We start from the raw sequence: 26608 nt of genomic DNA, 5'->3' as shown, positions 1-26608 counted from the left end.
GCGCCGGACTCATGAGGCAAGGAGGCCACATGACGGATCGTCGCATCGACGACGCCCCCACGGGCGGCGTCGATTACATCGCGGTCGAGGAGTCCGCCCCGTTCCAGGAGTTGAAGCGTCGGCAGCGCAGCTTCGTCTTCCCGCTGGCGGTGGCATTCCTCGTCTGGTACTTCGTCTACGTTCTACTGTCGTCGTTCGCTCCGGAGTTCATGGCGCAGCCGGTGTCGGGTGCGATCACCGTCGGGCTGCTGTTCGGGCTCGGACAGTTCGTCACCACCTTCGCCATCACGATGGGCTACGTCGCCTACGCGAACCGCCGCCTCGACCCGGGAGCCGAGCAGCTGCGCGAGGAGCTCGAGCGGACTGAGGGGGGTCGGTCGTGAACGACGTGCTCGCCCAGATCGATGCGGCCGCACAGACGGTCGAGAACAACCCGGTGCTGAACATCTCGATCTTCGGCGCGTTCGTCGCCGTGACTCTGTTCATCGTCATCCGGGCCAGTCGCAACAGCAAGACCGCCGCCGACTACTACGCCGCCGGTCGGTCGTTCACGGGTCCGCAGAACGGTTTCGCGATCGCCGGAGATTACCTGTCGGCAGCGTCGTTCCTCGGCATCGTCGGTGCGATCGCCATCAACGGCTACGACGGCTTCCTCTACTCCATCGGCTTCCTCGTGGCGTGGCTGGTCGCGCTGCTGCTGGTGGCCGAACTCATGCGCAACACCGGCAAGTTCACGATGGCCGACGTGCTGTCGTTCCGCCTGAAGGAGCGGCCGGTCCGCATGGCCGCCGCCATCACGACGTTGGCGGTGTGCTTCTTCTACCTCCTCGCGCAGATGGCCGGGGCCGGCGGCCTCGTGTCGCTGCTCCTGGGGATCACCGAACGCGTGGGTCAGTCGATCGTCGTCGGGGTCGTCGGCATCCTGATGATCGTGTACGTGCTGATCGGCGGCATGAAGGGGACGACCTGGGTGCAGATCGTCAAGGCGTTCCTGCTCATCGGCGGCGCGCTGGTCATGACGGTCTGGGTGCTGGCGATCAACGGCTTCAACCTCAACACGCTCCTCGAGAGCGCTGTGGCGGCCTCGCCGAAGGGGGATGCCGTCCTGGCTCCGGGCCTCCAGTACGGGAAGAACCCGTGGGACTTCATCTCGCTCGCCCTCGCCCTCGTGCTCGGCACCGCGGGACTGCCGCACGTGCTGATGCGCTTCTACACCGTGCCGACCGCCAAGGAGGCGCGTCGCTCGGTCGTGTGGGCGATCTGGCTCATCGGGCTCTTCTACATCCTCACGCTGGTGCTGGGCTACGGCGCCGGTGCTCTCGTGGGGTCGGAGGCGATCCTCGCCGCTCCCGGCGGCGTCAACGCGGCGGCGCCCCTACTGGCCCTCGCCCTCGGTGGTCCGCTGCTGCTGGGCTTCATCTCGGCGGTGGCGTTCGCGACGATCCTCGCGGTGGTGGCGGGTCTCACGATCACGGCGGCGGCCTCCTTCGCGCACGACATCTACGCCAACGTGGTGAAGAAGGGCGACGTCCCGCCCGACGGCGAGGTCAAGGTGGCCCGCCGCACCGTGATCGTCATCGGTGTTCTGGCGATCCTCGGCGGCATCGGCGTGCAGGGACAGAACGTGGCGTTCCTCGTCGCGCTGGCTTTTGCGGTCGCGGCTTCGGCGAACCTGCCGACCATCCTGTTCTCGCTCTTCTGGCGCAAGTTCACCACTCGTGGAGCGGTCTGGAGCATGTACGGCGGCCTCGGCTCGGCCCTCGTGCTCATCTTCCTCTCGCCCGTGTTCTGGGGCACGCCCACAAGCGTGTTCGCCGACACGGGAGTGGCCATCTGGCCGCTGAACAACCCCGGGATCGTGTCGATCCCGCTCGGGTTCTTCCTCGGCTGGCTCGGCTCGGTCACCTCGCGCACCGCGGAGGATCCGCGTAAGGCCGCCGAGATGGAGGTGCGCTCGCTCACCGGGTTCGGTGCGGAGAAGGCGTCGAACCACTGACGACACCCGGTGCCCGGCTCCGCCTCCGCGGGGCCGGGCACCGGCACGTCTACGCGCTGACCCGCAGTCCTTCGCCCAGCACGGTGTCGTTCTCGAGCGAGAGCAGGAACTCCTTCACCTCGGGGTGGCCCCCGTACTCGCCGATCGACCCGTCGGCGCGAACGACCCGGTGCACGGGAACGACGATCGAGAACGGACTCGACGCGCACGCGGTGCCCACGGCTCGTGCTGCGCGAGGCGCCCCGGCCATCGCGGCGACCTCGCCGTACGAGGCGACCTCCCCGTAGGGGATCTGTTGCGACGCCTCGAGCGCGTCACGGGTGAAACCGCGCACCAGACGCCAATCGAGCGGCACCTCGAACGAACGACGCGCGCCGTCGAAGTACTCGTCGAGCTGACGGGCGAGGTGGTCGCCGGGGGAGGGGTCGGGGTCGGGCAGCACCCCCAGCCGCTGGGCGATCTCCGCACGGGCGATGTCGATCCCGTCGTGGGCGACGTGGAGGCGCACGAGGGCGTCGTCGACGAAGGTGAGGAGGACCGGCCCGACGGGGCTGTCGTATTCGGTGCTGGTGACTCTGTTCATGGGCCCATCTTCACGAGGCGCGAGCTCCGACGTCCGGGGCGTTCGGGCGATCGGTGGAGGATGCCGGTGACCCGCTCGCTGGGGAGGAACCGCCGGTGGGGCGGCGTGTCGCCAATTAGGGCGAAACTCGCCCCCGCTGCAAGCGATCCTCAGGTGCCCGGCTTAGTCTGGCAGGTGTGTGGCGAGCTGAGGACGGTGCCGTGAGCGGTACCGACGGAGACGAGACGGGTTCGTCCGTCGATCCGGGCGAGCTGCGATTGTCGGAGCCCGGCATCGTGGTCCGCCACGTCGCCGACCCCGAGCGCGACCGTATCCGCGCGGAGGCGGCCGCCCTGGGCGGACGATCGACCCTGCTGCGCTTCGACGACGCCCGCGACGCCGGGATCGACATCACCAAGGCGCACCCGGGCTCGCTCCCGCAGTTCATCACCGGACGCGCCACCATGCTGTCCAACCTCTTCCGCGACGAGGTGGCGTTGCGCACGGCACGTCTGGCCGCCGAACGCATCACCGCGAAGAACGTCGAGCTGCGCACCGCGCGCGGTCTCGAGCCGGTCCACCTGGCCGTGGGCCTGTCGGCGTGGAAGATCGGGGGAGTGGAGTGGTCGGCCCCCGTGCTGCTGCGCCCGCTCGCCATCCGCCGCCACCACGGCGACTTCGAGTTGAAGCTGCACGGTGCGTTCGTGATGAACCCCGAGCTCGCTCGCGCGTTCCGCACGCACCTCGGCATCCAGATCGACAGCGCGGCCCTGGCCGGCCTCGCCTACGACCAGGGCGTGTTCAAGCCGCAACCGGTCATCGACCACATCCGCCGTCTGACCACGCACGTGCCGACCTTCGTCGTGCACCCGCGCCTGGTGATCTCGTCGTTCGCCGATGTCGCGTCGGGCATGGCCCGTGACACCCAGCACCTCGACGACCCGCTGCTGAACGCGCTCGCCGGGCACCACGACGACCGGGCGCGGGTCACGGTGCGCCGCGACGACCCCGTGATCGTGAGCCCCGACGAGCGGACCCCCGCGGCCGACACGCTGCTGCTCGACGCCGACGCCGAGCAGGAACGCGTGCTCGCCCGCATCGGCGCCGGACACTCCCTCGCCGTACACACCCTGCCCGGCACGGGCGGCACCCAGACCGTCATCAACGCCGTCGGCCAGCTCGTCCGCGACAACAAGCGCGTGCTCGTCGTGAGCGCGCGCCGGTCGACGCTCGACGGCATCCGCCACCGCCTCGCCGGGGTCGGCCTCACCGGCCTCGCCGTCTCGCCCAACCACGTGCGCCGCGATCTCATCCGCGCCATCAGTCGCAACGAGAAGGCCGAGCAGCCCAAGGTCGCCGAGATCGACGACGCGCTGGTGCGACTGCGCACGGTCCTCCGCGATTACCGCTCGGCGGTGACCGAGCCGCACCTGGCCCTGGGCGTCTCCGCCCTCGAGGTCCTGCGTGCGCTGACGTCGTTGGCATCCGTTTCGCCCGCTCCCTCGACCGAGGCGCGATTCGATCTCGCGACGCTCGAGAAGCTCGCCGGGCGGCGCGACGCCGCGGCGCGAGCCCTCGCGATGGCCGCTCGTCTGGGGGAGTTCCGCTTCGGACCCGACGACTCGCCCTGGTACGGCGTGAGCTTCACGCGCACGGAAGACGCGCGCGCGGCGCACGACCTCGCGGGCAAGCTCCACGCCCACGAGGTGCCGCGGCTCCTCGAGCGCGGATACGAGCTGATCGCCAAGACGCGCATGCGTCCCTTTCAGACCGTCTCGGAGCTCGGCGCCTACCTCAAGCTCCTGCAGGGCATCCGCGAGTCGCTCGACCGCTTCAGCCCCACGGTGTTCGAGCGCCCGCTCGGCGAGCTGATCGACGCGCACTCGCCGCGCCGAGACGCGTCGCCGATGAGCGGACCCAACCGCCGTCGCCTCAAGCGCCTGTCGAAGGAGTATGTGCGCCCGGGCGTACACGTGCCCGACATGTACGAGGCGCTCGTTCGCATCCAGCAGCAGCGCACCGAGTGGCAGCGCGTGGTCGAAGCCGGAGTCGCGCCCGAGGTGCCCCTGGGACTGGCCGACGTGCACGTCGCCTGGCAGCGCACCGACGCCCTGCTCGGCGAGCTCGATCAGATCCTCGGCCGTCAGGGCTCCGAGCGCCTCACGACGCTGCCGGTGCAGCGCCTCGTGCGGACGCTCGCGGGACTCGCCGCCGAGTCGACGTTCTTCGACAACCTCGTCGAGCGCGCGCAGTTGCGCTCGGAACTCGCCCGCCTCGGTCTGGAGCAGTTGCTCGTCGAGCTCTCGGTGCGCCACGTGCCCGAGGAGCGCGTCGGCGCCGAGCTCGAATTCGCGTGGTGGCAGTCGGCACTCGAGCATCTGCTGCGCACCGATCGCGCGCTGTTGGGCGCCAACACGAGCGTCGTCGACCGGCTCGAGCGCGACTTCCGTCTCGTCGACGAGGCGCACGCCGCGGCCGCGGGACCGCTGTTGGCCGCGCAGCTGGCGACGCAGTGGCGCATCGGCATCGTCGACCACGCCGATGAGGCCGCCGCCCTCAAGCGCGCGCTCAAGGACGGCCTGCACACCGCGCAGGAGATCTCGGATGCCGCGCCGATCCTGCTGCGCACGCTCGCGCCCGTGTGGCTCGCCTCCCCCTACGAGGTCCCCGACGTGCCGCAGGATCTGGCCTTCGACGTCGTGATCATCGCGGATGCCGCGGCCCTCTGCCTCGCGGAGGCGGCGCCGGCGCTTCGCCGTGCACGCCAGGTCGTGCTGTTCGGCGACCCGGTCGTGCAGAAGCCCACGCCTTTTCACGTGAGCGCGTCGATCGCCACGGCACCCGACGACGCCGACGAGGTGCCGTTCGACGAGACCTCCGTCTTCGAGCGCATCGCCGAACTGCTGCCCGTCGAGACGCTCACCCGCAGCTACCGCGCCGGTGGGGAAGACCTCTCGCAGCTGGTGAACGACGCGTTCTACGGCGGCGAGATCGTCTCGCTGCCGTGGGCCGGGTCGTATCTCGGCCGCGGCAGCCTCAGCGTCGACTACGTCGAGGGCGGCGTGGGAGCCCCCGACCCCGTGAGCGGTGCGGTCGAGAGCCCCGACGCCGAAGTCGCCCGCGTCGTCACGCTCGTCGTCGAGCACGCGGTCAACCGCGCGTCCGAGTCGCTCATGGTCGTCACCGCCAGCCGTCGGCACGCCGAGCGCGTGCGGGCCTCGGTCGTGGCCGCTCTGGCGGGCCGGTCCGACGTGGCGGACTTCGTCTCGCGGGATGCCGCGGAGCCCTTCGCCGTGCTCACCCTCGAGGAGTCGGTGGCCGAGAGTCGCGACCGGGTGGTGTTCTCGCTCGGCTTCGGCCTCACCCGCCACGGACGCGTGCTCAGCGACTTCGGCGACCTGTCGACCCCCGACGGGGAGCGTCTGCTCACGGTCGGCATGACCCGCGCGCGCCGCTCGATGGTGATCGTGTCGTCCATCCGTCCGTCGGCGTTCGACGACGGCCGCCTCGAGCACGGTGCGGCCACCCTCATGGGCATCCTCGGCAACGTCGCGTCGCGAAGCCGCGAGAGTCGTCTCGAAGACCTCGCCGATCCGCTCACCCGCGCCCTGGCACGCGAACTCCGCCGCCTCGGCGTCGAGGTCGACGTCGACTACCGCGGCCTGCTGCCGCTCGTCGCCCGCTACAAGGGCAAGGCCGTCGTCGCCGAGAGCGATCCCGAGACGATCGGGGAGTCGCTGCGCGAGACGCTGCGACTGCGCCCGCAGATCCTCCGACGCCTCGGCTGGCACTACGTCCGCGTGCACGCGTTCGACCTCTACAGCGACCCCGCGGGGGTTGCGTCGCGGATCGCCGAACTGCTGGGAGCGGCGCCCGACGCCGGCGCACCCGAGTCGACGACCGAGCCCCTCGACCTGCCCGGTTGAGCACCCGATGACCGATTCTCCGGATGCCGCCGGGGCCAACGCGGCGCGCGCGGTCCCGGTCCCTTCGACGGGCTCAGGGGCCTCCGCGCTCGAGAGGGCTGAGCCTGTCGAAGCCTCCGGGACTCACGGGGAGGCTGAGCCTGCCGAAGCCACACGGAGCCTCGGCGACGCCGCACGCCAACCCGTGGTCCGTGTGCGCGGCGCGCGGCGCGCGCGACTGCTCCCGGCGCCCGGCACGACGGCCGAGCCCGCCCCCGCCGACGACCGCGAACGGGGTCGGGGGGCGAAGCCCGTGGCATCCGGTCCGAACGACGACCGCATGCTCGGCGACGTCCCACCTCACTACTGAGGGGTCATGACAGACGGCGCCCGGGCCGGAGGACACTCCGGCCGCGGACGCCGTCGGACATCACAGCTTGTTCTGGCGCTCCAGCAGATCGCGGATCTGCACGAGCAGCTCCTGCTCGGTCGGCAGCTTGGGCTCGTCGGACGCCGCGGCGGCCACGCCGGCGCGCGCCGCGGCGCGGGCCTTCCAGTGGTTCATCGGGTAGACGAAGACGAAGTAGACCACCACCGCGACGGCGAGGAAGCTGATGACGGCGGTGAGCAGACCCCCGAGCGGAAAGACCACCTCTTGGCCGTAAATGCCGGTGAAAGTCGGCCCGAACTCGCCGTTCTCGTTCGGCACGTAAAAGATCTCGATCAACGGGTTGATGAGTGCCGTCACGATGGCGTTGACCACCGCAGTGAATGCCGCCCCGATGACGACCGCGACCGCGAGGTCGATGACGTTTCCGCGGAGAATGAACTCCTTGAATCCTTTGATCATGCGCTGGCTCCCCTTCTGCCGCGCCGACCGGGGCTCAGGAGGCCGAGGACGGGGCGGACGCCTTCGTTTCCGACTTCGATGATGTCGTGGATGACGACGACTCGCCACCGCTTGCGCCCGACGAGCTCGACGACGACGATCCGCGCGAGTCGGTGCGGTAGAAGCCCGACCCGTTGAAGGTGACGCCGATCGACCCGTACTGCTTGCGTACTTCGCCGCCGCATTCCGGGCACTCGGTGAGGGCGGCGTCCGAGAAGGACTGCACGGTGTCGAAACGGTGACCGCACTGTTTGCAGGCGTAGGAGTAGGTGGGCATCGGGTTCCTTCGGGTGTTCAGGAGGTGGGGGCGGTGATCGCGAGCGTCCGCGTGGGGGTGACCACGCCCGTCACGGGCTGGTCGTGCACGTCGCGAGGCACGTCGTCGAGGTACTCGGAATCGAAGATGACGGCGTACACCGGCGGGCACTTCTCCATCGAGCCGAGTGTCTTGTCGAAGTAGCCGCGTCCCCAGCCCAGTCGCATCCCGCGCTGGTCGACGGCGGCGGCGGGGATGACCAGGAGGTCGACGTCGTTGACCGCGATGGGGCCGAGCACGTCGCCGACGGGTTCGGGAAGGCCGAACAGGCCCTCGGCGATCTCGGTGTCGGGCGTCGCCACGCTCCAATCGAGCAGGCCGTCTTCGCGCGTGATGGGAAGGAGGACCCGGATGCCACGGGCGACGGCGCCGGCGACGAAGGCGTGGGTGCCGGGCTCGGTCGGCGTCGACAGGAAGCACGAGATGCTCCGGGCGCCGAGACGGTCGACGAGGGCGTCGAGCTGAGCTTTCACTCCGGCCTCGGCGGCCTCACGAGCGTGGGCGGAGACCGTCTGCCGACGTTCGCGCAGGTCGGCGCGAAGCGCGCGTTTGGCCTGCTCGATGCGGTCCGCCATGCCGCCCAGTCTACGTGCGCGCGTGTTACAGCAGCGTCATCGGTCACCGCTAAGGTATGGCCATGCCTCATAAGCCCTTCAAGGCCGTCATCCCGGCCGCCGGTCTCGGTACCCGCTTCCTTCCCGCCACGAAGGCGATGCCCAAAGAGATGCTCCCGGTCGTCGACAAGCCGGCGATCCAGTACGTCGTCGAAGAGGCCACCGGCGCCGGCATCGATGACGTCTTGATCATCATCGGCCGCAACAAGAACAACATCGCCAACCACTTCGACTCCATGCCGGAGCTCGAGGCGAAGCTGCGCGAGAAGGGCGACGACGACAAGCTCGCCAAGGTCGAGCACTCCTCCGACCTCGCCGACATCCACCTGGTGCGCCAGGGTGAGCCGCGCGGCCTCGGTCACGCCGTGCTCCGTGCGCGCAGCCACGTCGGCGACCACCCCTTCGCGGTGCTCCTCGGCGACGACCTGATCGACGAGCGCGACCCCCTCCTCACCAAGATGATGGAGGAGTACGACAAGCGCGGCGCCACCGTCATCGCGCTGATGGAGGTCGACCCCGAGCACATCCACCTCTACGGTGTCGCCGCGGTCGAGCCCACCGAAGAAGACGGCGTGGTCAAGGTCACCAAGCTCGTCGAGAAGCCCAAGGCGGAGGAAGCTCCCTCCAACCTCGCGATCATCGGTCGCTACGTGCTCGGACCCGACGTGTTCGGCATCCTGGAGCACACCGAGCCCGGCAAGGGTGGCGAGATCCAGCTGACCGACGCGCTCGAAGAGCTCGCGACCGGTGGCGGCGACGGTGGCGGCGTCTACGGCGTCGTGTTCCGCGGCCGTCGCTACGACACGGGCGACCGCGTCGACTACATCAAGGCGATCGTCCAGCTCGCGGCCGACCGCGACGACCTGGGTCCGGCCCTGCGTCCGTGGTTCAAGGAGTTCGCGCAGGGTCTGTGACCCCGCCGGCTTCCATGGATCTCTCCGTCCCACGGCGGCATGGCGAGGTGTCGATACGCCTCATCCGCAACCGCGACGCGCGCGTCCTTCAGCAGCAGCTGATCGACAACCGGTCGTGGTTGCGTCGTTGGGAGGCGACGAGCCCCGACGGCCCGGTGTCTTTCGACATGCGCCTGGGGATCCGGCGACTCCTGCAGCAGTACCGTGACGGCCTCGGCGTCCCCTTCGTCATGGAGTGGGACGACGAGGTCGCCGGTCAGCTGAACGTCTGGGGCGTCTCGCGCGGCTCGCTCGCTTCGGCCACGATCGGCTACTGGGTGGCCGAGGCCTACGCCGGTCGCGGCATCACCACCGTCTCGGTCGCGATGGCGACGGACGTCTGCTTCACCGCCCTCAATCTCCATCGGGTGGAGATCTGCATCCGTCCCGAGAACCACGCCAGTCTGCGCGTGGTCGAGAAGCTCGGCTTCCGGTACGAGGGCCTGCGTCGTCGGTACATCCACATCGACGGGGACTGGCGCGACCATTACTCCTTCGCGCTCGTGCGCGAGGAGGTGCCGTACGGCGTGCTCGATCGGTGGAGTCGCGGTCAGGTGCCCCCCGACGCCGCGCGCGTGCCTCCGTCCGACCGCATCTGAGCGTCTCTGCGCCATTGCGGCCGAATGGTCGCGACGACACGCGGAGGGATGCCGCAGTGTGATCTCTCGGTGACCTACCTTTGTCCCATGGGTGGGCAGGTTCTGAGCGGCGGCGTGATCGTCTTCGTCGCGGTCGCGCTGTGGTTGGTGTACCTGCTGCCGTCCTGGCAGAGCCGTCATCGTTTCACCTCCGCCGAGCGCAACGCCGTCCGCCTGAACCAGGCTCTGCGCGTGCTCGCCGAAACGGCGGAGACGCCCCGCGAGGTGCAGCTCGAGCTGACCGCGCGCACCGCCCACCAGCAGCAGAAGCTGGCCCGTCAGGTGCAGGCCGACAAAGCGCGCACCGAACTCGCGGCGGCGAAGGCTCGCCTCGAGGTCGCCCGTCTCGAGGGAGCGCGTGAGCGCGATCTCGTGAAGGAGCAACGCGCCGCGGCGGTCGAGGTGGCTCGCGCCGAGCGTGCCGCCGCGGTCGAGGTCGCTCGCGCCGAGCGTGCCGCCGCCCTCGAGGTGGCTCGTGCCGAGCAGGCCGCCGCCCTCGAGAAGACGCGGGCCCAGAAGATCGCCGCGCTCGAACGCGCTCACGCGGAGCGTCAGGCGGTCGAGGTCCGGCCGGAGGCCGGCCGCGCGCGCGCTCGTCGCCGTTTCCGCCTGGCGACGGCTTCCGTCGGTCTCATTGGACTGGTCGCCGCTGTGGTCGGCATCGCGCAGGTCGTCGGGGGAGGGGCGCCTGTGCTGCTCGTGACGGGTGCCGCGGTCGTCGTGGCATCCCTCGTGGTCCTCCGCCGGGTCACGGTCATCGCGGCGCGCGCCACGGCACAGCCCGTCGAAGCCTCTGTCACGCGCGCCGTCACCCCCGAACTGCAGGACGTCCCGCTCGTGCCCACACCGCGGCCCACCTGGACTCCGCGCGAACTGCCCCGGCCGCTTGTCGCGTCGGCCGGCTCACGTGCCGCGGCCGTCGTCGACGAGCAACTCGCTCGCGAGGCGCTTCGTGCGGCCGCCCGGGAGGAAGCGGCTCGGGAGATCGCCGCCGAGCAGGCGCCGACCCCGATCGAGACGGTGCGTCCCGCCGCCGCGGCTCCCTCGCCCTACGCGGCGATGGGCTACGTCGACGACACCGAGATCGAGGACCACGTGCGCCACCTTCTCCAGCGTCGCGCATCGGGTCAGTGACCCCACCCTCGGCGCCGGTCGCCGAGCTGTCCTTCGGGGTGGCGACTCGTCGCATTCTCCGCTCACGGCGACACCTCACCGAGGGCGAGTAGGCCTCGACGCACGCTGCTCCGGGAGTGCGGCGCGACGCGCCCGACGTGCGCGCGCGTCCGGTGACGCACGGGCGCCGTGATAGTGTTTACGAGGTTTCCGGGCCTGTGGCGCAGTTGGTAGCGCGCCTCGTTCGCATCGAGGAGGTCAGGGGTTCGAATCCCCTCAGGTCCACCACAATCGGTTTCCGGCTAACGGCGTCTCCCTTCGGGGAGGCGCCGTTTCGCGTTTCTCCGCGCCGTGCGCGCGGAGTCACCCCGATCCTGCCGACTCGGACGGGGCGCCGCGCTGGTGCGCCGACTGCCGGGTGCTCCACTCGTGGGGTCTTCCATACTTGCTATTGACAAGCATGCTTGTCTTTCGCAAGTATCAACCCATGGAAACCAGCATCTTCGTCAACATCCCCACCACCGACCTCGAGCGCGCCAAGGCCTTCTACACGGCCCTGGGATGCGACATCAATCCGAACTTCACCGACGACAACGCCGCGTGCGTGGTGTGGAGCGACAGCGTCTACTTCATGGTGCTCACGCGCGAGTACCTGGCCACGTTCACCGACAAGCCGATCGCCGACCCCCGCGAGACGCTGCAGGTCTCGCTCTCGTTCAGCCGCGAGTCCCGCCAGGCCGTCGACGCGATCCTCGCCCTCGGTCTGGCCGCCGGCGGCACCGAGCCGCGGGAAGCCCAGGACTACGGCTTCATGTACTCCCGCGACCTGGACGACCCCGACGGCAACTCGCTCGGCTTCCTCTACATGGATCCGATCGCTGCCGCGCAGGGTCCCGGGGCGTCGCAGGCGGAGGGGGCGCAGGCCTAGTGGCGGCGCGGAATTACGGGCAGTACTGCGGCGTCACGACGGCCGTCGAGCTGATCGGGGAACGGTGGGCGCTGCTCATCGTCCGCGACCTGCTCGTCGGCGCCCGTCGCTACACCGACCTCAAGCGCGGTCTGCCCCGGATTCCGACCAACATCCTCGCGGCGCGGCTCAAAGAGATGCAGGAGTCGGGGATCGTCCGTCGAGCCCCGTTCAAGGGACGCGGTCCGATCTACGAGCTGACCCCGTACGGGCAGGCGCTCGAACCCATCGTGCTGGCGCTCGGACGGTGGGGCTTCGCGGCGATGGGGCAACCCGACGAGGGCGACGTCATCACGCCCGACTCCCTCACGATGGCGCTCCGCACGGCCTTCCAACCGGATGCCGCGGCCGGCCTGCCCCCTTCTGATTACGAGGTCCACGTCGCCGACGTATCCCTGAGGGTCCGGGTGGCGCAGGGGGGACTCGACGTCGTGCCTCTCGCGCCGGCCCTGCCGCCGGTCGGCGGTGACCTCCCCGACGGGGAGCCCGACCTGGTGTTCGCCGCCGGCCCCGGCATCCGTGACGTGATCGCGGGATCGCTCACACCCGCCGAGGCGGTGGACTCCGGAGCCGTCCACGTGCTGGCGGGTGACGAGTCGCTCCTCGAGCGCTTCGCCCGCACGTTCCACATCGACACCGTCGCGTCGCCCTCGACCGACGACTCCGCGGCGGACGCCGCTTGATCGAAGGAGATCCCTCATGCCCGGTACCCTCACCATCGACCTCTTCACCACCCTCGACGGCGTCGCCCAGGCGCCCGGCGGTCCCGACGAGGATCCGTCCGACGGGTTCCGATTCGGTGGATGGCAGGCGCCCTTCCTCGACGAGATCGTCGGTCGGGAAGTCGTCGGCGGCATCGCCCGAATGGATGCCCTCGTGCTCGGCCGCCGCACCTACGACATCTTCGCCGAGTACTGGCCGCACCACACGACCGGTATCGACGGAGAGATCGGCACCCGCCTCAACGCGATCCCGAAATACGTCGCCTCGCGTACCTCCCCGTCCCTCGACTGGAACGCGAGCTCGCTCCTCGGGGCCGACCTCGGCGCAGAGATCTCGGCGCTGCGCGAGCGCCACGAGAACGTCCACGTGATCGGAAGCGTCGACCTCGTGCAGACGCTGCTCGCCGAGCAGCTCTACGACGTGCTCGCGCTCTGGCAGTACCCGCTGGTGCTCGGGGGAGGCAAGAAGGTCTTCCCCGAGGGTGCGATCCCGACGACGCTGTCCCTGCTCGACCCCCCGATCGTCGGGTCGAGCGGGGCCGTCCTCCTCCGGTACGCGCCGGGTGGGCCCGTGCGGACGGGGCTCATGGAGGAGCGCGACAGCGGGGTGTGAGGTCTGCGACAACCGGACGGGCCAGGGGAGTCGCGGTCGAGCCTCAGCTCCCCTCGGCCCACCCGCCGGGGACGGCGATGTTGAACATCCACGCCACACCCCAGGGGTCCATGACCTCGCCGTAGAGGTCGCCCCACAGCTGCTTCTCCAACGGCATCACGACGTCGGCGCCACGCTCGACGAACCGGTCGTAGAAACCCCGCACGCGGTCGATGTCATCGCTCATGAACGCCGCATGGACGCGGCCCCTGCCCCATCCCTCGGCGGGCTCGCCGAACGCGTCCGCTCCCATGAGGGTGAAACCCTCGGCGCGCAGCTCGGAATGCATGACGCCGTCGGCCGGGGCGTCCGTCATCCCGAAGTCCGCGAAGGTGTGGATGGCGAGCTCACCCCCGAACACCGACTGGTAGAAGGTCATCGCTTCACGGGCCGCGCCCGCGAACGAGACGTACACGACGAGCGATGTGGCCATGGGAACATCCTTCGAACGGGGCGATCGGCCCTCACCTTAGACCCGGTGGGTCCACCGCGGAAGCCGCTCAGTAGCGGATCGCGTCGATGACCTTCACCCGCACCGCGACGAGCGCGGGGAGGAGTCCCGCCAGAGCACCGACGGCGGTCGCGGCGGTGAGGCCGGTGAGAGCGGCATCCGCGGGGAAGGGCGGGAAGTCGCTGATCATCCCCTGGCCGACGAGATCGCGCACCGCGGGGGACTGCACGACCAGGATCGAGACGATCACGCCCACCCCGCCCGCCACGACCGTGGCGACGACGCTCTCCATCATCACCGCGAAGAACACCCGGCTCGCCGTCGCACCGAAGCTCCGACGGATGCCGATCTCGCGCACGCGCTGCTTCACCGTGACGAGGGCGATGTTCACCAGCCCCAGGGCGCCGAGCAGCAGCACGAGCACCGCGATGCCCACGACGACCGTGCGGGTGACGGCGAACGGGTCGTCTCCGTAGGTCGCCCAGTCCTGCCGGTTGATGCTCACCTCGACGCCGTCGCCGAGGGCCCCGGCGAGGTCGCGCTTGACGAGCGTGGTCAGCTGGTCGGAGAGCTCCGGCGGAACCCACATCTCGTACTGCGTCTGGGGGGCGCCGCCGCCGTACGGATCGACCGGGGCCGCTGCGCTCGCGCCGCGCTCGCCGGCGGCCGCGTCCTGCATGGCGGTCATGTGGTCGACGAGCATGAACATGGACGGGGCGGTGTCCCACGTCGACGAGGGGGTGACGCCGACGACGACCGCGCGCACGCCGCCGGACGGGATTCCGGATGCCGAGTTCGGCACGCCCTGCCCGCCCAGTGCGACGACGGGGTGGCTCGACAGCGGCGGCCGGCCCATCCGGTCCCAGAAGACCTCGTTGACGATGACCTGCGGCGAGAGCTGCTGCGCGTCGAGAGCGGTGAACCACTCGCCCTCGAGCATCTGGACGCGATGCATCTCACCGTACGGCTGATCCACCGCCTGGGTGCCCACGTCCGCGTTCCCATCGGCGAACGGCACGCCGTTCGTCGTGCTCTGCAGACGGCTCGCGTAGGTCACGTCGTAGCGCTCCACCACCTCGGCCCACGCGGCATCCATCCGCTCCGGGTCCAGCGGTTCACCGTCGCTCGGGAACGCCGAGACGAACAGCGTGGCGGGGCGGCCCGAGGTGCGCTCGCTGAGCTCCTGGTTCGCCTGTTGCACGATCGCGCCGAGGGCCACGACGGTGGTGAGGGAGCAGACGGCGACGGCGACGCCGACGAGCGAGAGGAGCACACGGGTGCGGTGGACCCGCACCTCTTGCCAGGCCTCGAGCAGGGCGCCGACGAGGGCGGTGAGGGCGCGCATCAGGACTCCGTGCGCTCGGTGCCGATGGGCGGCGCGCCGTGGGGCGCGGTCGACGGCTCGCGCAGACCGAGGCTCTCGAGGGCGGCGTCGGCGCGGGCGTCTACGTCTGAGTCGGCGTCGGTGTCGCGTGAGCCGGTGGTCGCGGGCGGCTCGGCATCCGGGGCCATCTCACGCCGGTCGCGGCGGGTGAGCGGCTCGAGACTCGGGTCGTCGACGGGCGTCAGCACGCCGCGGTCGAGGCGGAAGTGGCGGCGCGCGCGCCGGGCGATCGTGGGGTCGTGCGTGATCGTCACCTGCGCGGCCCCCGTGCGCACGGCCACCTCGTCGATGAGCTCCATGACGCTCTGACCGGTGTCGAGGTCGAGGGCACCCGTGGGCTCGTCGGCGAGGATCAGGCGCGGACCGCGCACGAGCGAGCGTGCGATGGCGACCCGTTGCTGCTCGCCGCCCGACAGGCGGTCGGGCATGCTGCTCAGGCGGTGGCCGAGACCGACCAGTTCGAGCATCTCGGCGGCGATCCTCTTGCGGCGCCAGAAGGTGCGTCCCGTCGAGTACAGCAGCGGCATGGTGACGTTCTCGAGGGCCGTGCGCCCGGGCAGCAGGTTGAACTGCTGGAAGACGAAGCCGATCGCGGCGCCGCGCAGACGGTCGCGCTTGGCAGCGGAGTACGCCTTCACCGGGCGATCGTCGAAGGTGATCTCCCCGCTGGTGGGCAGGTCGAGCAGCCCGAGCATGTTCAGCAGCGTGGACTTGCCCGAGCCCGAGCGGCCCACGATCGACACGTGGTCACCGGGTTCGATCGCCAGGTCGACCCCCGAGAGGATCGTCAGCGCGGGCTGGTCCGGCGGGATCACCGTGCGGGTGACCTCGCTCAGGGTGAGCAGGCTCACGACGCGGGGGCCTGTTCGCAGTACATCGAGCCGTCGGGATAGACGGTGCATCCGTCGTCGGGCACCGACATCGCACCTGGGGCGAACTCGAGGATCTCCTCGCCCTCGGTGAGGCCCTCGGTGACCTGTACCTGCGTGCCGTCGGTGAGGCCGAGGGCGACGGCACGTTCCTCGGTGGAACCGTCGGCGGCGGTGACCCACACGGTGCCGCTCTGCGCCGCCCCGCGCACGGCGGTCGTCGGGACGACGAGCACGTTCTCGGCGCGTCCGCCGGCGATCGTCATCTCGGCCGCGAGACCGGCGAAGACGGTGACGTCACCCGGGACCGCGCAGGTGGCCGTGGTGCCCGACCCGCCTGCCCCCGCGGCCGTGCCGCCCCCACCCGCGCCGCCGTCGACGGCGCCCGTGCCGGCGGTGTCGCCACCGGTGCTGCCGGCGAGCGGCGTGGTGATGCGCAGATCGCCGCACGTGAAGGCCGCAGGCCCCCCGGTGATCGTCACGGTCGCCTCGGTGGGGCGATCGAGCAGACGGTACTGCTGCGACGGCTCGAGCGTCCCCGCCACAGAGAAGGTGGGCGGTGCCACGGTGCCGGTGGTCGCGCCGATCGCGACCTCCTGGTCCGCGATCACCGAGAGCGAACTGAGCGTGCCCGCCGCGGGCGCGGTGACCTCCACGTAGCGGAAGATGGCCGGCTTGGGCTTGCCCTCGGCATCCACGCTGTCGGCGGAATCCCGCTCGATCGGCTCCTTCACGTCGAAGACCACGTCGCCCTGCGCGACGGTGGCGCCCTGGGCCACGAAGATCTTGTTCACCGTGCCCGCGGCCGTCGACTTCATCGGCACGGCGGCGTCGGCCGACACGGTGGCCTTCAGCACGACGTCGTTGGTGATGGTGCCGAGCGTCGCCACCGTGCGCGGCTCGACGATCGCCCCCGTGGGCACGGCCGGCGAGGCGTCGACCGGACGGTCGGGGAAGAACGCCAGCTTGATGAGCGCGGCCGCCACGAGGGCGACCAGAAGAATACGCAGAATCGGAAAGACCCACGTGCGTGCGATCCCCATGAAACCCCCCGGAACGGAAATCGTCGTCATCGAACGATTCCCACCCTAGGGGGGGTCCGATGGCGCTTCCCGCATCGCCGCGTCGGGTGAGGCGGGGTGTCCCGGCCCCGCAGACGACGGATGCCACGGCCCCGGCCGCGCGGGGCGGCGGGGTCGTGGCATCCGGGATCGCGACTACTCCTTCGGAGGGGCGACCACCGTCGGTGCGATGAAATCACCCGTACCGACCCGCGAATGACGGCGCGAGTAGGCGAAGTAGATGGCGAAGCCGAGGGCCAGCCAGATGAGGAAGCGCAGCCACGTCTCGACCGAGAGGTTGAGCATCAGGTAGGTGCAGATGAGCGCCGAGAGGATGGGCAGCACCGGGCTCCACGGCACGCGGAAGCCGCGCTTGAGGTCGGGGCGCTTGCGCCGGAGAACGAGCACGCCCACGGACACGAGTACGAACGCCGAGAGGGTGCCGATGTTGACCATCTCCTCGAGCACGCCGATGGGGGTGAACCCCGCGACGACCGCGACGATCGCGGTGACGAGGATCGAGATGACCCAGGGCGTGCGAAGCCGCGGGTGCACCTTGGCGAGGGCACCCGGCAGCAGCCGGTCGCGCGACATCGCGAAGATGATGCGGGTCGCGCCGATCATGAGGGTCAACACGACCGTCGTCAGACCGGCGACGGCGCCGGCGGCGATGACCGTGGCCATCCAGGTCTGGCCGTGGAAGGCGAACGCGTTCGCGAGCGCCGCCGAGGGGTTCAGCTCGCCGTACGGCACCATGCCGGTCACGACGATGGCGACGGCGCAGTAGAGGATCGTGCAGATGACGAGCGAGGCGATGATCCCGATCGGCAGGTCGCGCTGCGGGTTCTTCGTCTCCTCGGCGGTGGTGGCGACGACGTCGAAGCCGATGTAGGCGAAGAACACCAGAGCCGCTCCCGCGAGGATGCCGCCCACCCCGAACGTGGCGGGTTCGAGGCCCGAGAGGAACTGCAGCAGCGGCTGCGTGAGGCCGGACGCCGACTCGGTGGGGACCGATTCGGGCACGAACGGGGAGTAGTTGGCCGGGTTGATGAACAGGATGCCGGCGATGATGACGAACAGGACGATGAACAGCTTCACCGCCACGAGCACGAGGTTGACGCGCAGCGACTCCTTGATGCCGAGGGTCATGAGACCACCGAGGACGAGCACGAGCAGGATCGCGGGCAGGTCGACCACGCCGCCGTACGAGACCGCCTCCGGCAGCACGATGCCGATCTGCTGCAGGAAGGTGCCGAGATAGGCGCTCCACCCCTGCGCGACGACGCTGGCGCCGAGGAACATCTCGAGGATGAGGTCCCATCCGATGATCCACGCGAACAACTCGCCGAGGGAGGCGTACGAGAACGTGTAGGCCGAGCCCGACACGGGCACGGTCGAGGCGAACTCGGCGTAGCACATGGCGGCGAGTCCGCACGCGATGGCGGCGATGATGAAGCTGATGACGACGGCGGGTCCGGCGACGTCGTGGGCGGCGCGACCGGTCAACGTGAAGATGCCTGCGCCGATGACGACGCCGACGCCGAAGACGGTCAAGTCGACCGCGGTCAAGGACTTCTTGAGTCGGAACTCCGGTTCATCGGTGTCTGCGATGGACTGCTCCACCGACTTGGTTCGGAAAAGGCTCACGCTGTGCTTCCTCTGTCTCAGGCGATGCCCAGGGAGCGGACACCACCCACGGAGGATAGTCCCATCCGCGCCCGCTGACTATCCGCCCGCGGGCGAGGGACGCGCATGATGACACGAAATAGCGATGTATCTAAATCAATTGTCGCGGGTGTAATCTTTACGCATTATGGCTATGAAGCACATCACGCACCTCGTCGATGACCTCGACGGTACCGTCCTCGAAGACGGACAGGGAAAGCAGATCACTTTCTCGGTGGAGGGTCGAGCGTATGAGATCGACCTTTCCGACCGCAATGCCGACAAATTCTATTCGGCGATCGCCCCCTTCGTGGATGCCGCCCGTTCGGTCTCGCGGGGGAACGCCCCCGCACGTCGCGGGCGCCCGGCGCGCCGGTCTAACGACGTGGATCTCGGCGCCGTGCGCGAATGGGCACGCGCCAACGGGCACACCGTGAGCGACCGCGGTCGCGTGCCCGCGACGATCCTCGACGCCTACACCGAAGCGACGTCCTGATCGCTCGCCGCGGCGGCGGAGCGCCGTCGTGAGTGCGCTGCTGGCATCCGGTGCGGTGACGCAGTTCGCCGTCCTCGACGCTCTGCTCGCGGGCGTGTATTCGCAGGGTGCGTCGGTCGACGCGGTGCGGGCGGCCGGCGACACCGGAGTGGGGTGCTGCGAGGGGCTGGGCGGGGAGGTCGTCATCCTCGACGGCGAGCTCTACGAGTGCACCTCCGACGGACCCCCGCGGGTGATGACGGACGATGAGTTCCTGCCGTTCGTCGATGTCTGCACGCCGGGGGAATCCCTCGCGACCGCCGTGGCCGACCTCGATCTGCCGGGCCTGCAGTCGGCGGTGGAGGATCGACTGCTGAGCAGGAACCTCTTCCACGTCGTCCGTGTGGACGGCGTTCTCGCGCACGTCCTCACCCGCGTCACGCGTCGCCAGGAGCCGCCATTCCGCCCCCTCGCCGAGGTCGCGGCGGAACAGATCGAGACCACCACGCGTGAATGCACGGGCACGCTCGTGGGTTTCTGGATGCCCCGGATTTATCAGGGCATCACCGTGGCCGGCCTCCACCTGCATTTCCTCAGCGACGATCGGTCGGTCGGAGGTCATGTCCTGGACGCGAGAGTGCGCGAGGGTCGACTGCGTTTGTCGGCATTCGCCGACTTCCGCCTCCGGCTTCCCCGCGACGGACAATTCCTCTCCACAGAGCTCACCCATGACGACGACCATCGAATCGTCGCTGTGGAGAGTCGCGGCATGTCCTCTTCGCCGTCGTGAAAGACGCGGCCATTGGTCGTAATTGGGGCGAACATGCGGGTGAATTCGTATTGCATTCGCCGAAGCCGCGGAGGTCGGCGGTTTAGGGTCGGCGCATGGCGAAAAAGCACATCACACAGGTGATCGATGATCTCGACGGCTCGGTGATCGACGACGGTACGACCGTGCAGTTCTCCTTCGAAGGACGCGCGTACGAGATCGATCTGTCGGTACACAATGCCGAGAAGATGCGCGATGCGCTCCGGCCCTACATCTCCGCCGGTCGCGCGGCGCACTCCCCTCTCTCCGCGCCGCGGCGGACTCCCCGCGGTCGGGCGATCCCCACGAGAGACCTCGCCGACGTCCGCTCCTGGGCCGTGAAGAACGGTCACGCGATCAACACGCGCGGACGCATCTCCTCCTCGGTCCTCGACGCCTACGACGCCGCTCACTGATCACCCGACGACAGAACCGGATGCCACGAACCCGTGGCATCCGGTTCTTCCTTCACCGCGCGTTCGGACGGACCCGTCGACTGACTCGCGGTTCGGCGTCCGCGACGGGGCGGGTCAGACGAGGGCGGTGCTGCGCGCGCCGACCGCGAGCCGCTCGGCGGCCAGGCCCTCGGCTGCGGCGAGAGGGGTGACGCCCCGCGCGGCCGCCTCGTCGAAGACACGGCGGATCGTGTCGCCGATCCCGGCGACACGACCCATGATCTGGTCCATGGTCCCGCGCTGCTTGGCGACGAGGTCGAGGTAGATCACCCCGCCGGCGTTGACGACGAAGTCGGGCGCGTACAAGATGCCGCGCTGCGCCAGCCGCTCGGCGCCGCTCCGCTCGGCGAGCGGATTGTTGGCCGGCCCGCACACGGCACGGGCATCGAGAGCGTCGATGACCTCGTCGGTGAGGACACCGCCGATACCGGCGGGGACGAACACGTCGGCGGGGATGAGGTGCTCCTCGCTCGGCTCGACCCATGCGGCGCCGAGTTCTTCGGCCATCGCCCGCTTCGCCGGGTTGACGTCGGTGACGGTCAGGACGGCGTGCTCGGAGGCGAGACGCTCGGCGAGACGACCGCCGACCTGACCGAGGCCGGCCACGGTGATGCGGCGGCCGGCGACGTCACCGGTGCCGACGGCGCGCTCGAGGGTCGCCACGAGCGAGGCGTACACACCGAGGCTCGTGGGCCCCGCGGGTTCGCCGGAGCCGCCGACCGAATCGGGGAGACCGACCACGTGCGCGGTGCGTTCGCTCACGACGAGCATGTCTTCGGTCGTGGAGCCGACGTCTTCGGCCGTGCGGTACAGCCCGCCGAGGCTCTCGACGGCGTCGCCGAGGTCGAGGAAGGCCGCGCGGCGACGGTCGGCGTCGAGGACCGTGCCCTCGGGCAGTCCGATGACGCTCTTGCCACCGCCCGCGTCGAGCCCGGCCGCGGCGTTCTTCAGCGTCATGGCGGCGGACAGCCGCAGGGCGTCGCCGAGGGCGTCGGTCCACGACGGGTAGGTCCACAGGCGGGCGCCGCCGAGGGCGGAGCCGAGCACGGAGGAGTGAAGCGCCACGGCGACGAGCAGACCGCTGCGCCGCCCCGTGATCACCTCCACGCGTTCGTGCGCGAAATCGGGCAGGGGCAGGGCGTTGGTCATCGCGTTCCTTGTCGTCGGTCGCCTTGTGGGCGGCACTTCCCGGATGCCGCGGCGTCGCGGCATCCGTCTCCATTGTGACGCGCGGGACGGCCCGGCGCGAGCGGTCCCGGCCGCGGAGCCCCGGGAAGCTGTCGGGCTCGCGGGTTCGGCGCGGGACCGGGGGAGCAGTGCGCGATCGCGCGCACACCACGCGATCTCGAGGTGGACGTCGACCCTAAGCTGTCGGGCATGACCGACGCCCTCCCCGCCCGTAGTCGTCTCGTCGCCGCAGCCCTGCGGGAGGCCGGTATCGAGGGCGAGATCGTCGTGCTTCCGGATGCCGCGTCGACCGCCGCACTGGCGGCGGCGGCGCTGGGCATCGAGGTCGGTGCCATCGCCAACAGCCTCGTGTTCTGGAGCGACGACGAGCCGCTGCTGGTGATGACGAGCGGCGCGCATCGTGTGGACACCGCGGCTCTGGCCGAGCGGCTCGGGCGCGGCGGCATCCGTCGGGCGACGCCGGACCAGGTGCTGGCCGCGACCGGACAACCCATCGGGGGAGTGGCGCCGACGGGCCACCCGGCGCCGCTGACGACGGTCGTCGACGAAGACCTGGCGGCCTTCCCGCAGATCTGGGCGGCCGGTGGGACGCCGCACACCGTGTTCCCGCTGACGTTCGACGAGCTGGTTCGGCTGACCGGCGGGGCGGTCCTGCGCGTCGCCTGAGCGTCGGTTCGGCCTGCGGTGCGGGGTTCGGGGCGCAGTTCTGCGTTCGGGGCGGGTATCTCGCGCCCCGAACGGCGGGATCCGCCCCGAACCGTGAGGGAAGACCCTCGCGCCGGTCGTTCTGCGCGGCGGCCTCACCGCGAGGACACCGGGGTTCGGGGCGCATTTCTGCGCTCGGGGCGGGTGTCTCGCGCCCCGAACGGCCGGATCCGCCCCGAACCGTGCAGGAGGGGAGGGCCGGGCGGTCGACGCTCGTGAGCGCCGCCGCCCGGCGGGCTCACGCCCCGGGGGGTGGCGTGAGCGCGGTCAGGCACACCACCGCGGCGGCGGCCGACCAGGCCTGGGGACGACAGGCGGCGGGGTACGGCGTCGGCACCGACGAGTGGGTGCGCGGGTCGCCCGCGTGGAGTTCCGGCACGCGGTAGGCGAAGCCCTCGGCGGCATCCAGGAGTCCGGCGACGACCGTGCGCGCCTGCGCGTTCAGGCCCGCGCGCAGCATGCCGTGCACCGCGATCGCGGTGTCGTGCACCCAGACACTTCCGCCGTGGTACGACAGGGGCCAATATCCCGCGGCCCCGGTCGACATCGTACGGATGCCGTATCCGCTCGACATGCTCTCGCCGAGCAGCAGCGACGCGATGTGCGCCTCGTCATCGCCGTTCAGGAGGCCGGTGCCGAGCAGATGACCGATGTTGCTCGTGAGCGAGTCGATGGGACGCTTGGCGTTGTCGAGGGCGACCGCGGGGTACCGGCCCTCCGGCGTCTCGACCCAGTAGGTCTCGGCGAAGCGCTCGCGGAGGTCGCCGGCCCAGGCGCGCCAGAAGGCGATGTCGTCGGCATCGCTCCCGGTGCCGAACTCCTCGAGCAGGGCGGCGCCGGCGAGGGCTGCTTCGTACGCATACGCCTGCACTTCGCACAGGGCGATCGGGCCCTCGGCGAGGCGGCCGTCGCGCCACTGGATCGAGTCGCCGGAATCCTTCCAGCCCTGGTTCGACAACCCCGTTCCCAGGCGGTCGATGTAGTCGAGGAACCCGTCGCCGTCGCTGTCGCCGCTGTCGCGGATCCATCCGAGGGCGGCGCGCAGTGTCGGCAGCAACTCGCGCACCTCGGCCTCGGGCATGCCGGCGCGCCACGTGTCGGCGAGCAGGCAGATCCACAGCGGCGTCGAGTCGACGCTGCCGTAGTACTTCGGCGGCAGCACGATGCCCTCGCCGGGGATCTCGAGCGCCGAGGCCCGCAGCTCGTGCAGGATCTTGCCCGGCTCTTGCGCGGTCTGCGCATCATCGTCGACACCCTGCAGCCGCGCGAGCACGCGGAGGGTGGATGCCGCGATCTCGCGGTCCAGCGGAAGGGCGAGACGCGCGGCCCAGATCGAGTCGCGGCCGAACAGCGTGAAGAACCAGGGAGCGCCGGCGGCGAAGAATTCGTCGTCGGGGTTCTCGGGCAGCACGAGGCGGAGGGCGTCAAGATCATCGAGGGCCGTGCGCAGCCAGCGCGCGAGGCGAGGATCGGGTGCCTGGGCGGCGACCGCCGCGGCATCCCACCGCGGTGCCGCCGCGGCCGACCCGACGACGAGGGTGTCGTCGCGCAGCGTCAGCGTCCAGGCGACCTCGACACTGCCGTTGGCGGGGACCTCGACGCTCCAGCTCGCCTCGAGTCCGTCTGCTCCGGATGCCACGCGCGCGCCGGGAGCGACGAGTTCGAGACCCTGAGCCCCGGCATCCACGATCGCGCGGTCGCCGTCGATGTCGGTCGCCGCCTCGCGGGGGTGTGCGTGACCGGACTTCACCTCGTGCAGCTGCGCGAACTCGGGCGACAGCACCAGCCGCAGGGTCGTCGAGATCGGCCGGTCCACGCGCGAGTGCACCGTCCAGGTCTCGCTGACGACCCCGTCGGCGACGCGCCGGTCGCGCAGCACCCGCACCTTGGGGTCGGGCGTGGTGTCGTCGAGTCCGCGCAGCAGGCCCCCGAGCACGAGTCGCGAGGCGCCGTCGGGGGCGCTCGAGATCCATTCGACGGTCGAGCCGTCGCAGACCAGCGCGAGGGAGCGCACGTGACGGACGTCACCGTGGTACACACCGTGCACCGCCGTCGCGCCCATGTCGCCCGTGGCATCGGACCACACCTGCGTGGGGGCGCGCAGCACGATGACCGCGTCGTTCAAGAGGGGTTGGAGCGGGGTGGTCACGGCATCCGTCTCGGCCGCAGGCGATGCGGTGGGGGCGGTGGTCATTCTTTGACTGCTCCTTCGCTGGCGTTCATGATGCGGCGCTGGAAGATGAAGAACACCACGGCGACCGGAATCGTCATGATGGCCGCGGCCGCGAGTTTGAGGGGGAATTGGCTGCCCTGGCTGAGCTGTCCGCTCGCGAGGGCGGCGACGCCCTTGGTCAGGGTGGTGAGTTCGGGCGACTGGGTGGAGACGACGAAATGACTCAGCTCGTTCCACGATCCCTGGAACGACAGGATGACGATCGTGATGAGAGCGGGCCGCGCCATCGGCAGGACGACCGACCAGAAGATGCGGAATGTGCCGGCGCCGTCGATGCGCGCCTGCTCCTCGACCGACGGGGGAATCGACTCGAAGAAGTTCTTCATGATGAACACGCCCGCGGCGTCCACGAGCAGCGGCAGGATCATGCCCGCGTAGGAGTCGTAGATGCCGAGCTGGTTGATCACGAGGAACTTCGGGATCAGCAGCACGACGGTCGGCACGGCCATCACCGCGATGAGTCCCGCGAAGACGAGACCGCGTCCGCGGAACTGCAGGCGGGCGAGGGCGTAGCCGGCCAGGGAGTTGAAGAACACCCGGCCCGCCGTCACGAACACCGTCACCACCGCGGAGTTGGCGAACCACACCGGGAAGTCGGAGTTGAGGAAGAGCCGCTCGTACGCCGCCCACGTGAATGTCTGCGGCAGGAGCGAGATGGGATTCGCCGCCGCCGCGGCATCCGTCTTGAAAGACGTCGCCACCTGCACGAGGAACGGATAGATGTAGATCAGCGCGAGCACGATCAGCAGGGCGTACAGGCCGATCTGCCATCCGAGCGCCTTGCGCGACATGCGGTGCTTCGCCGGGCGGCGGCCGGGCCCGTCGAGACGCTGCTCGGCGAGGACGGTGGTCTGCGGGGATGCCGTGGCGGTCATCGCGTGCCTCCCTTCGTGGCCGTGCCGCGGACTTCGTACTCGCGGATGCGTCGGCGCGAGACCGGGCGGTCGCGCAGCACGAAGCGCTGGAGGATCGTCAGCGCGACGATGATGACGAAGAGCACGAAGGCGATCGCGGCGCCCTGACCCCACTGCTGCGACAAGAACGCCGAGGAGTAGCTGAGGTACGCGGGGGTGAGCGTGGTCTTGCCGGGGCCACCCTGCGTGCCGGTGTAGATCTGGTCGAACACCTGCCACGTGCCGATGAGGCCCAGGGTCAGCACGGTGAACAGCACGGGCTTGAGCTGCGGCAGGGTGACCCGCCAGAAGCGCTGCCACCCGCTGGCGCCGTCCATCATGGCGGCCTCCTGCACATCGCCGCCGATGTTCTGCAGGCCCGCGATGAAGAGCAGCATGAAGGTGCCGGAAGTGGTGAACACGGCCATGAGGATGAACGCCGACATGGCGACCGAGGGGCCGGCCAGCCAGTCCCACCACGAGACGCCGAGCAGGGTGTTGCCGGTGAGGAACGCCGGACCGGTGGTCACGCCGATCGCTGCCAGCAGATTGTGCACGACGCCGGAGGGGTCGCTGAACCAGTTCGGTCCGTTGATGCCGAGCCACGACAACACCTCGTTGACGGCACCGGATGCCGAGAAGAGGAAGAGCCACAGCACGGTGATCGCCACGGAACTGGTGACCGAGGGGAAGTAGAAGGCGGTGCGGAAGAACCCGCGGCCGCGCAGGATCGCGCGATTGACCAGCACCGCGAGGAAGAGGGAGAGCGCCGTCTGGAGAGGCACCACCAGCAGCACGTACCAGGCGTTGTTGCGCAGCGCCGTACCGAAGTCGCGTTCGGCGAGTCCGCCGCCCGTCGTGACCGCGGCGTAGTTGTCGACGCCGACGAAGTTCACGTTCGACGAGAAGGGGCTGCCGCGCCCCGTCCAGTCCGAGAAGCTCACCCACAGCGCCATGAGCACGGGGACGAGCAGGAACACACCCAGGATGACGAGGACAGGTGCGGTGAAGAGCCAGCCGGCGGCGGCCTCGCCGCGCCGGATCCCCGAGGAGGGGGACCCGGCGCGACGCGGCGCGGTGGTGAGGGCGCTCAC

27 protein-coding genes and 1 tRNA gene are annotated in these 26608 nt (G+C 70.1%); 15 read left to right on the top strand and 13 right to left on the bottom strand.

Annotation, left to right across the window (positions count from 1 at the left end):
• The first annotated feature begins 29 nt into the window (after positions 1-29).
• Both QRO03_RS02325 and QRO03_RS02320 read left to right on the top strand, forming a co-directional pair.
• A complete protein-coding gene (locus QRO03_RS02325; protein ID WP_285135919.1) occupies positions 30-383 on the top strand; it encodes a DUF485 domain-containing protein in 354 nt (117 codons plus the stop codon).
• The gene (locus QRO03_RS02320) at positions 380-1996 is read left to right on the top strand and encodes a monocarboxylic acid transporter (RefSeq protein ID WP_285135918.1); all 1617 of its coding nucleotides are present in this window, start codon (positions 380-382) and stop codon (positions 1994-1996) included. Before QRO03_RS02325 ends, QRO03_RS02320 begins: the two co-directional genes overlap by 4 nt.
• 49 nt (positions 1997-2045) lie before the next feature.
• Here QRO03_RS02320 and QRO03_RS02315 read toward each other — a convergent pair whose 3' ends face one another.
• Positions 2046-2579: a methylated-DNA--[protein]-cysteine S-methyltransferase gene (locus QRO03_RS02315; protein ID WP_285135917.1), complete on the bottom strand. Its 534-nt coding sequence runs from the start codon at positions 2577-2579 to the stop codon at positions 2046-2048.
• A 200-nt stretch (positions 2580-2779) separates the two neighbouring features.
• Here QRO03_RS02315 and QRO03_RS02310 point away from each other — a divergent pair, with 200 nt between their 5' ends.
• Complete coding sequence (locus QRO03_RS02310; RefSeq protein ID WP_285135916.1) at positions 2780-6484, top strand: AAA family ATPase; 3705 nt, start codon at positions 2780-2782, stop codon at positions 6482-6484.
• A 184-nt stretch (positions 6485-6668) separates the two neighbouring features.
• Positions 6669-6833: a hypothetical protein gene (locus QRO03_RS02305; RefSeq protein WP_285135915.1), complete on the top strand. Its 165-nt coding sequence runs from the start codon at positions 6669-6671 to the stop codon at positions 6831-6833.
• A gap of 60 nt (positions 6834-6893) precedes the next feature.
• Here the strand turns inward: QRO03_RS02305 and mscL are convergent, their stop codons facing one another.
• Genes mscL through QRO03_RS02290 form a run of 3 tightly spaced genes read right to left on the bottom strand, consistent with a single transcriptional unit; the run spans position 6894 to position 8243 of the window.
• Positions 6894-7313: a large conductance mechanosensitive channel protein MscL gene (gene mscL, locus QRO03_RS02300; protein ID WP_285135914.1), complete on the bottom strand. Its 420-nt coding sequence runs from the start codon at positions 7311-7313 to the stop codon at positions 6894-6896.
• Positions 7314-7347: 34 nt separating this feature from the next.
• Positions 7348-7629: an FmdB family zinc ribbon protein gene (locus tag QRO03_RS02295; protein ID WP_285135913.1), complete on the bottom strand. Its 282-nt coding sequence runs from the start codon at positions 7627-7629 to the stop codon at positions 7348-7350.
• Between the two features lie 17 nt (positions 7630-7646).
• Positions 7647-8243 carry a 5-formyltetrahydrofolate cyclo-ligase gene (locus QRO03_RS02290; RefSeq protein WP_285135912.1) on the bottom strand — a complete coding sequence of 199 codons (597 nt, stop codon included), beginning with the start codon at positions 8241-8243 and terminating at the stop codon, positions 7647-7649.
• A 62-nt stretch (positions 8244-8305) separates the two neighbouring features.
• Here QRO03_RS02290 and galU point away from each other — a divergent pair, with 62 nt between their 5' ends.
• The 7 genes from galU to QRO03_RS02255 all read left to right on the top strand — a co-directional run bounded on the left by galU (position 8306) and on the right by QRO03_RS02255 (position 13288).
• On the top strand, positions 8306-9196 hold the full coding sequence (galU, locus tag QRO03_RS02285) for a UTP--glucose-1-phosphate uridylyltransferase GalU (protein ID WP_285135911.1): 891 nt from the start codon (positions 8306-8308) through the stop codon (positions 9194-9196).
• Between the two features lie 14 nt (positions 9197-9210).
• Positions 9211-9834, top strand: a complete 624-nt coding sequence (locus tag QRO03_RS02280; RefSeq protein ID WP_285135910.1) for a GNAT family N-acetyltransferase — start codon at positions 9211-9213, stop codon at positions 9832-9834.
• Positions 9835-9921: 87 nt separating this feature from the next.
• The gene (locus QRO03_RS02275) at positions 9922-11007 is read left to right on the top strand and encodes a large exoprotein (protein WP_285135909.1); all 1086 of its coding nucleotides are present in this window, start codon (positions 9922-9924) and stop codon (positions 11005-11007) included.
• A 191-nt stretch (positions 11008-11198) separates the two neighbouring features.
• Positions 11199-11274 (top strand) — tRNA-Ala (locus QRO03_RS02270).
• Positions 11275-11473: 199 nt separating this feature from the next.
• Positions 11474-11914 carry a VOC family protein gene (locus QRO03_RS02265; protein ID WP_285135908.1) on the top strand — a complete coding sequence of 147 codons (441 nt, stop codon included), beginning with the start codon at positions 11474-11476 and terminating at the stop codon, positions 11912-11914.
• Positions 11914-12636: a winged helix-turn-helix transcriptional regulator gene (locus QRO03_RS02260; protein ID WP_285135907.1), complete on the top strand. Its 723-nt coding sequence runs from the start codon at positions 11914-11916 to the stop codon at positions 12634-12636. Before QRO03_RS02265 ends, QRO03_RS02260 begins: the two co-directional genes overlap by 1 nt.
• Positions 12637-12652: 16 nt before the next feature.
• Entirely contained in the window at positions 12653-13288 is a 636-nt protein-coding gene (locus QRO03_RS02255) for a dihydrofolate reductase family protein (protein WP_285135906.1), read from the top strand.
• A gap of 43 nt (positions 13289-13331) precedes the next feature.
• On the opposite strand, the gene QRO03_RS02250 is transcribed toward QRO03_RS02255, so the two are convergent.
• The 5 genes from QRO03_RS02250 to QRO03_RS02230 all read right to left on the bottom strand — a co-directional run bounded on the left by QRO03_RS02250 (position 13332) and on the right by QRO03_RS02230 (position 18739).
• Complete coding sequence (locus QRO03_RS02250; RefSeq protein ID WP_285135905.1) at positions 13332-13760, bottom strand: VOC family protein; 429 nt, start codon at positions 13758-13760, stop codon at positions 13332-13334.
• 67 nt (positions 13761-13827) lie between these two features.
• Positions 13828-15123, bottom strand: coding sequence for an ABC transporter permease (locus QRO03_RS02245; protein WP_285135904.1), 1296 nt, complete (start codon positions 15121-15123; stop codon positions 13828-13830).
• The gene (locus QRO03_RS02240) at positions 15123-16013 is read right to left on the bottom strand and encodes an ABC transporter ATP-binding protein (protein WP_285135903.1); all 891 of its coding nucleotides are present in this window, start codon (positions 16011-16013) and stop codon (positions 15123-15125) included. Before QRO03_RS02240 ends, QRO03_RS02245 begins: the two co-directional genes overlap by 1 nt.
• Positions 16010-17104: a permuted SH3 domain-containing protein gene (locus QRO03_RS02235; protein WP_285135902.1), complete on the bottom strand. Its 1095-nt coding sequence runs from the start codon at positions 17102-17104 to the stop codon at positions 16010-16012. The genes QRO03_RS02240 and QRO03_RS02235 overlap by 4 nt, the downstream gene beginning before the upstream one ends.
• Before the next feature lie 144 nt (positions 17105-17248).
• Complete coding sequence (locus tag QRO03_RS02230) at positions 17249-18739, bottom strand: amino acid permease (protein ID WP_285135901.1); 1491 nt, start codon at positions 18737-18739, stop codon at positions 17249-17251.
• 172 nt (positions 18740-18911) lie between these two features.
• Between QRO03_RS02230 and QRO03_RS02225 the strand changes: the two genes are divergently transcribed.
• The 3 genes from QRO03_RS02225 (at position 18912) to QRO03_RS02215 (ending at position 20456) form a co-directional block, all read left to right on the top strand.
• On the top strand, positions 18912-19253 hold the full coding sequence (locus QRO03_RS02225) for a histone-like nucleoid-structuring protein Lsr2 (RefSeq protein WP_350224113.1): 342 nt from the start codon (positions 18912-18914) through the stop codon (positions 19251-19253).
• A 28-nt stretch (positions 19254-19281) separates the two neighbouring features.
• The gene (locus QRO03_RS02220; RefSeq protein WP_285135899.1) at positions 19282-20022 is read left to right on the top strand and encodes an acetolactate decarboxylase; all 741 of its coding nucleotides are present in this window, start codon (positions 19282-19284) and stop codon (positions 20020-20022) included.
• A 95-nt stretch (positions 20023-20117) separates the two neighbouring features.
• Positions 20118-20456, top strand: a complete 339-nt coding sequence (locus tag QRO03_RS02215) for a histone-like nucleoid-structuring protein Lsr2 (protein WP_285135898.1) — start codon at positions 20118-20120, stop codon at positions 20454-20456.
• Between the two features lie 114 nt (positions 20457-20570).
• Here the strand turns inward: QRO03_RS02215 and QRO03_RS02210 are convergent, their stop codons facing one another.
• Positions 20571-21644, bottom strand: a complete 1074-nt coding sequence (locus QRO03_RS02210; RefSeq protein ID WP_285135897.1) for a Glu/Leu/Phe/Val dehydrogenase family protein — start codon at positions 21642-21644, stop codon at positions 20571-20573.
• Positions 21645-21872: 228 nt separating this feature from the next.
• On the opposite strand from QRO03_RS02210, the gene QRO03_RS02205 reads away from it, so the two are divergent.
• Positions 21873-22349 (top strand): YbaK/EbsC family protein, encoded by a 477-nt coding sequence (locus tag QRO03_RS02205; protein ID WP_285135896.1) that lies wholly within the window; start codon positions 21873-21875, stop codon positions 22347-22349.
• Between the two features lie 277 nt (positions 22350-22626).
• Here QRO03_RS02205 and QRO03_RS02200 read toward each other — a convergent pair whose 3' ends face one another.
• The 3 genes from QRO03_RS02200 to QRO03_RS02190 all read right to left on the bottom strand — a co-directional run bounded on the left by QRO03_RS02200 (position 22627) and on the right by QRO03_RS02190 (position 26608).
• The gene (locus QRO03_RS02200) at positions 22627-24582 is read right to left on the bottom strand and encodes a glycogen debranching N-terminal domain-containing protein (RefSeq protein ID WP_285135895.1); all 1956 of its coding nucleotides are present in this window, start codon (positions 24580-24582) and stop codon (positions 22627-22629) included.
• Positions 24579-25412, bottom strand: coding sequence for a carbohydrate ABC transporter permease (locus tag QRO03_RS02195; RefSeq protein WP_502883004.1), 834 nt, complete (start codon positions 25410-25412; stop codon positions 24579-24581). The genes QRO03_RS02200 and QRO03_RS02195 overlap by 4 nt, the downstream gene beginning before the upstream one ends.
• A gap of 80 nt (positions 25413-25492) precedes the next feature.
• Positions 25493-26608, bottom strand: a complete 1116-nt coding sequence (locus QRO03_RS02190; protein WP_285135893.1) for a carbohydrate ABC transporter permease — start codon at positions 26606-26608, stop codon at positions 25493-25495.

This window comes from Microbacterium sp. lyk4-40-TSB-66 (assembly GCF_030209475.1).
Lineage (GTDB): Bacteria > Actinomycetota > Actinomycetes > Actinomycetales > Microbacteriaceae > Microbacterium.
This window is presented reverse-complemented; position numbering and strand designations above follow the sequence as displayed.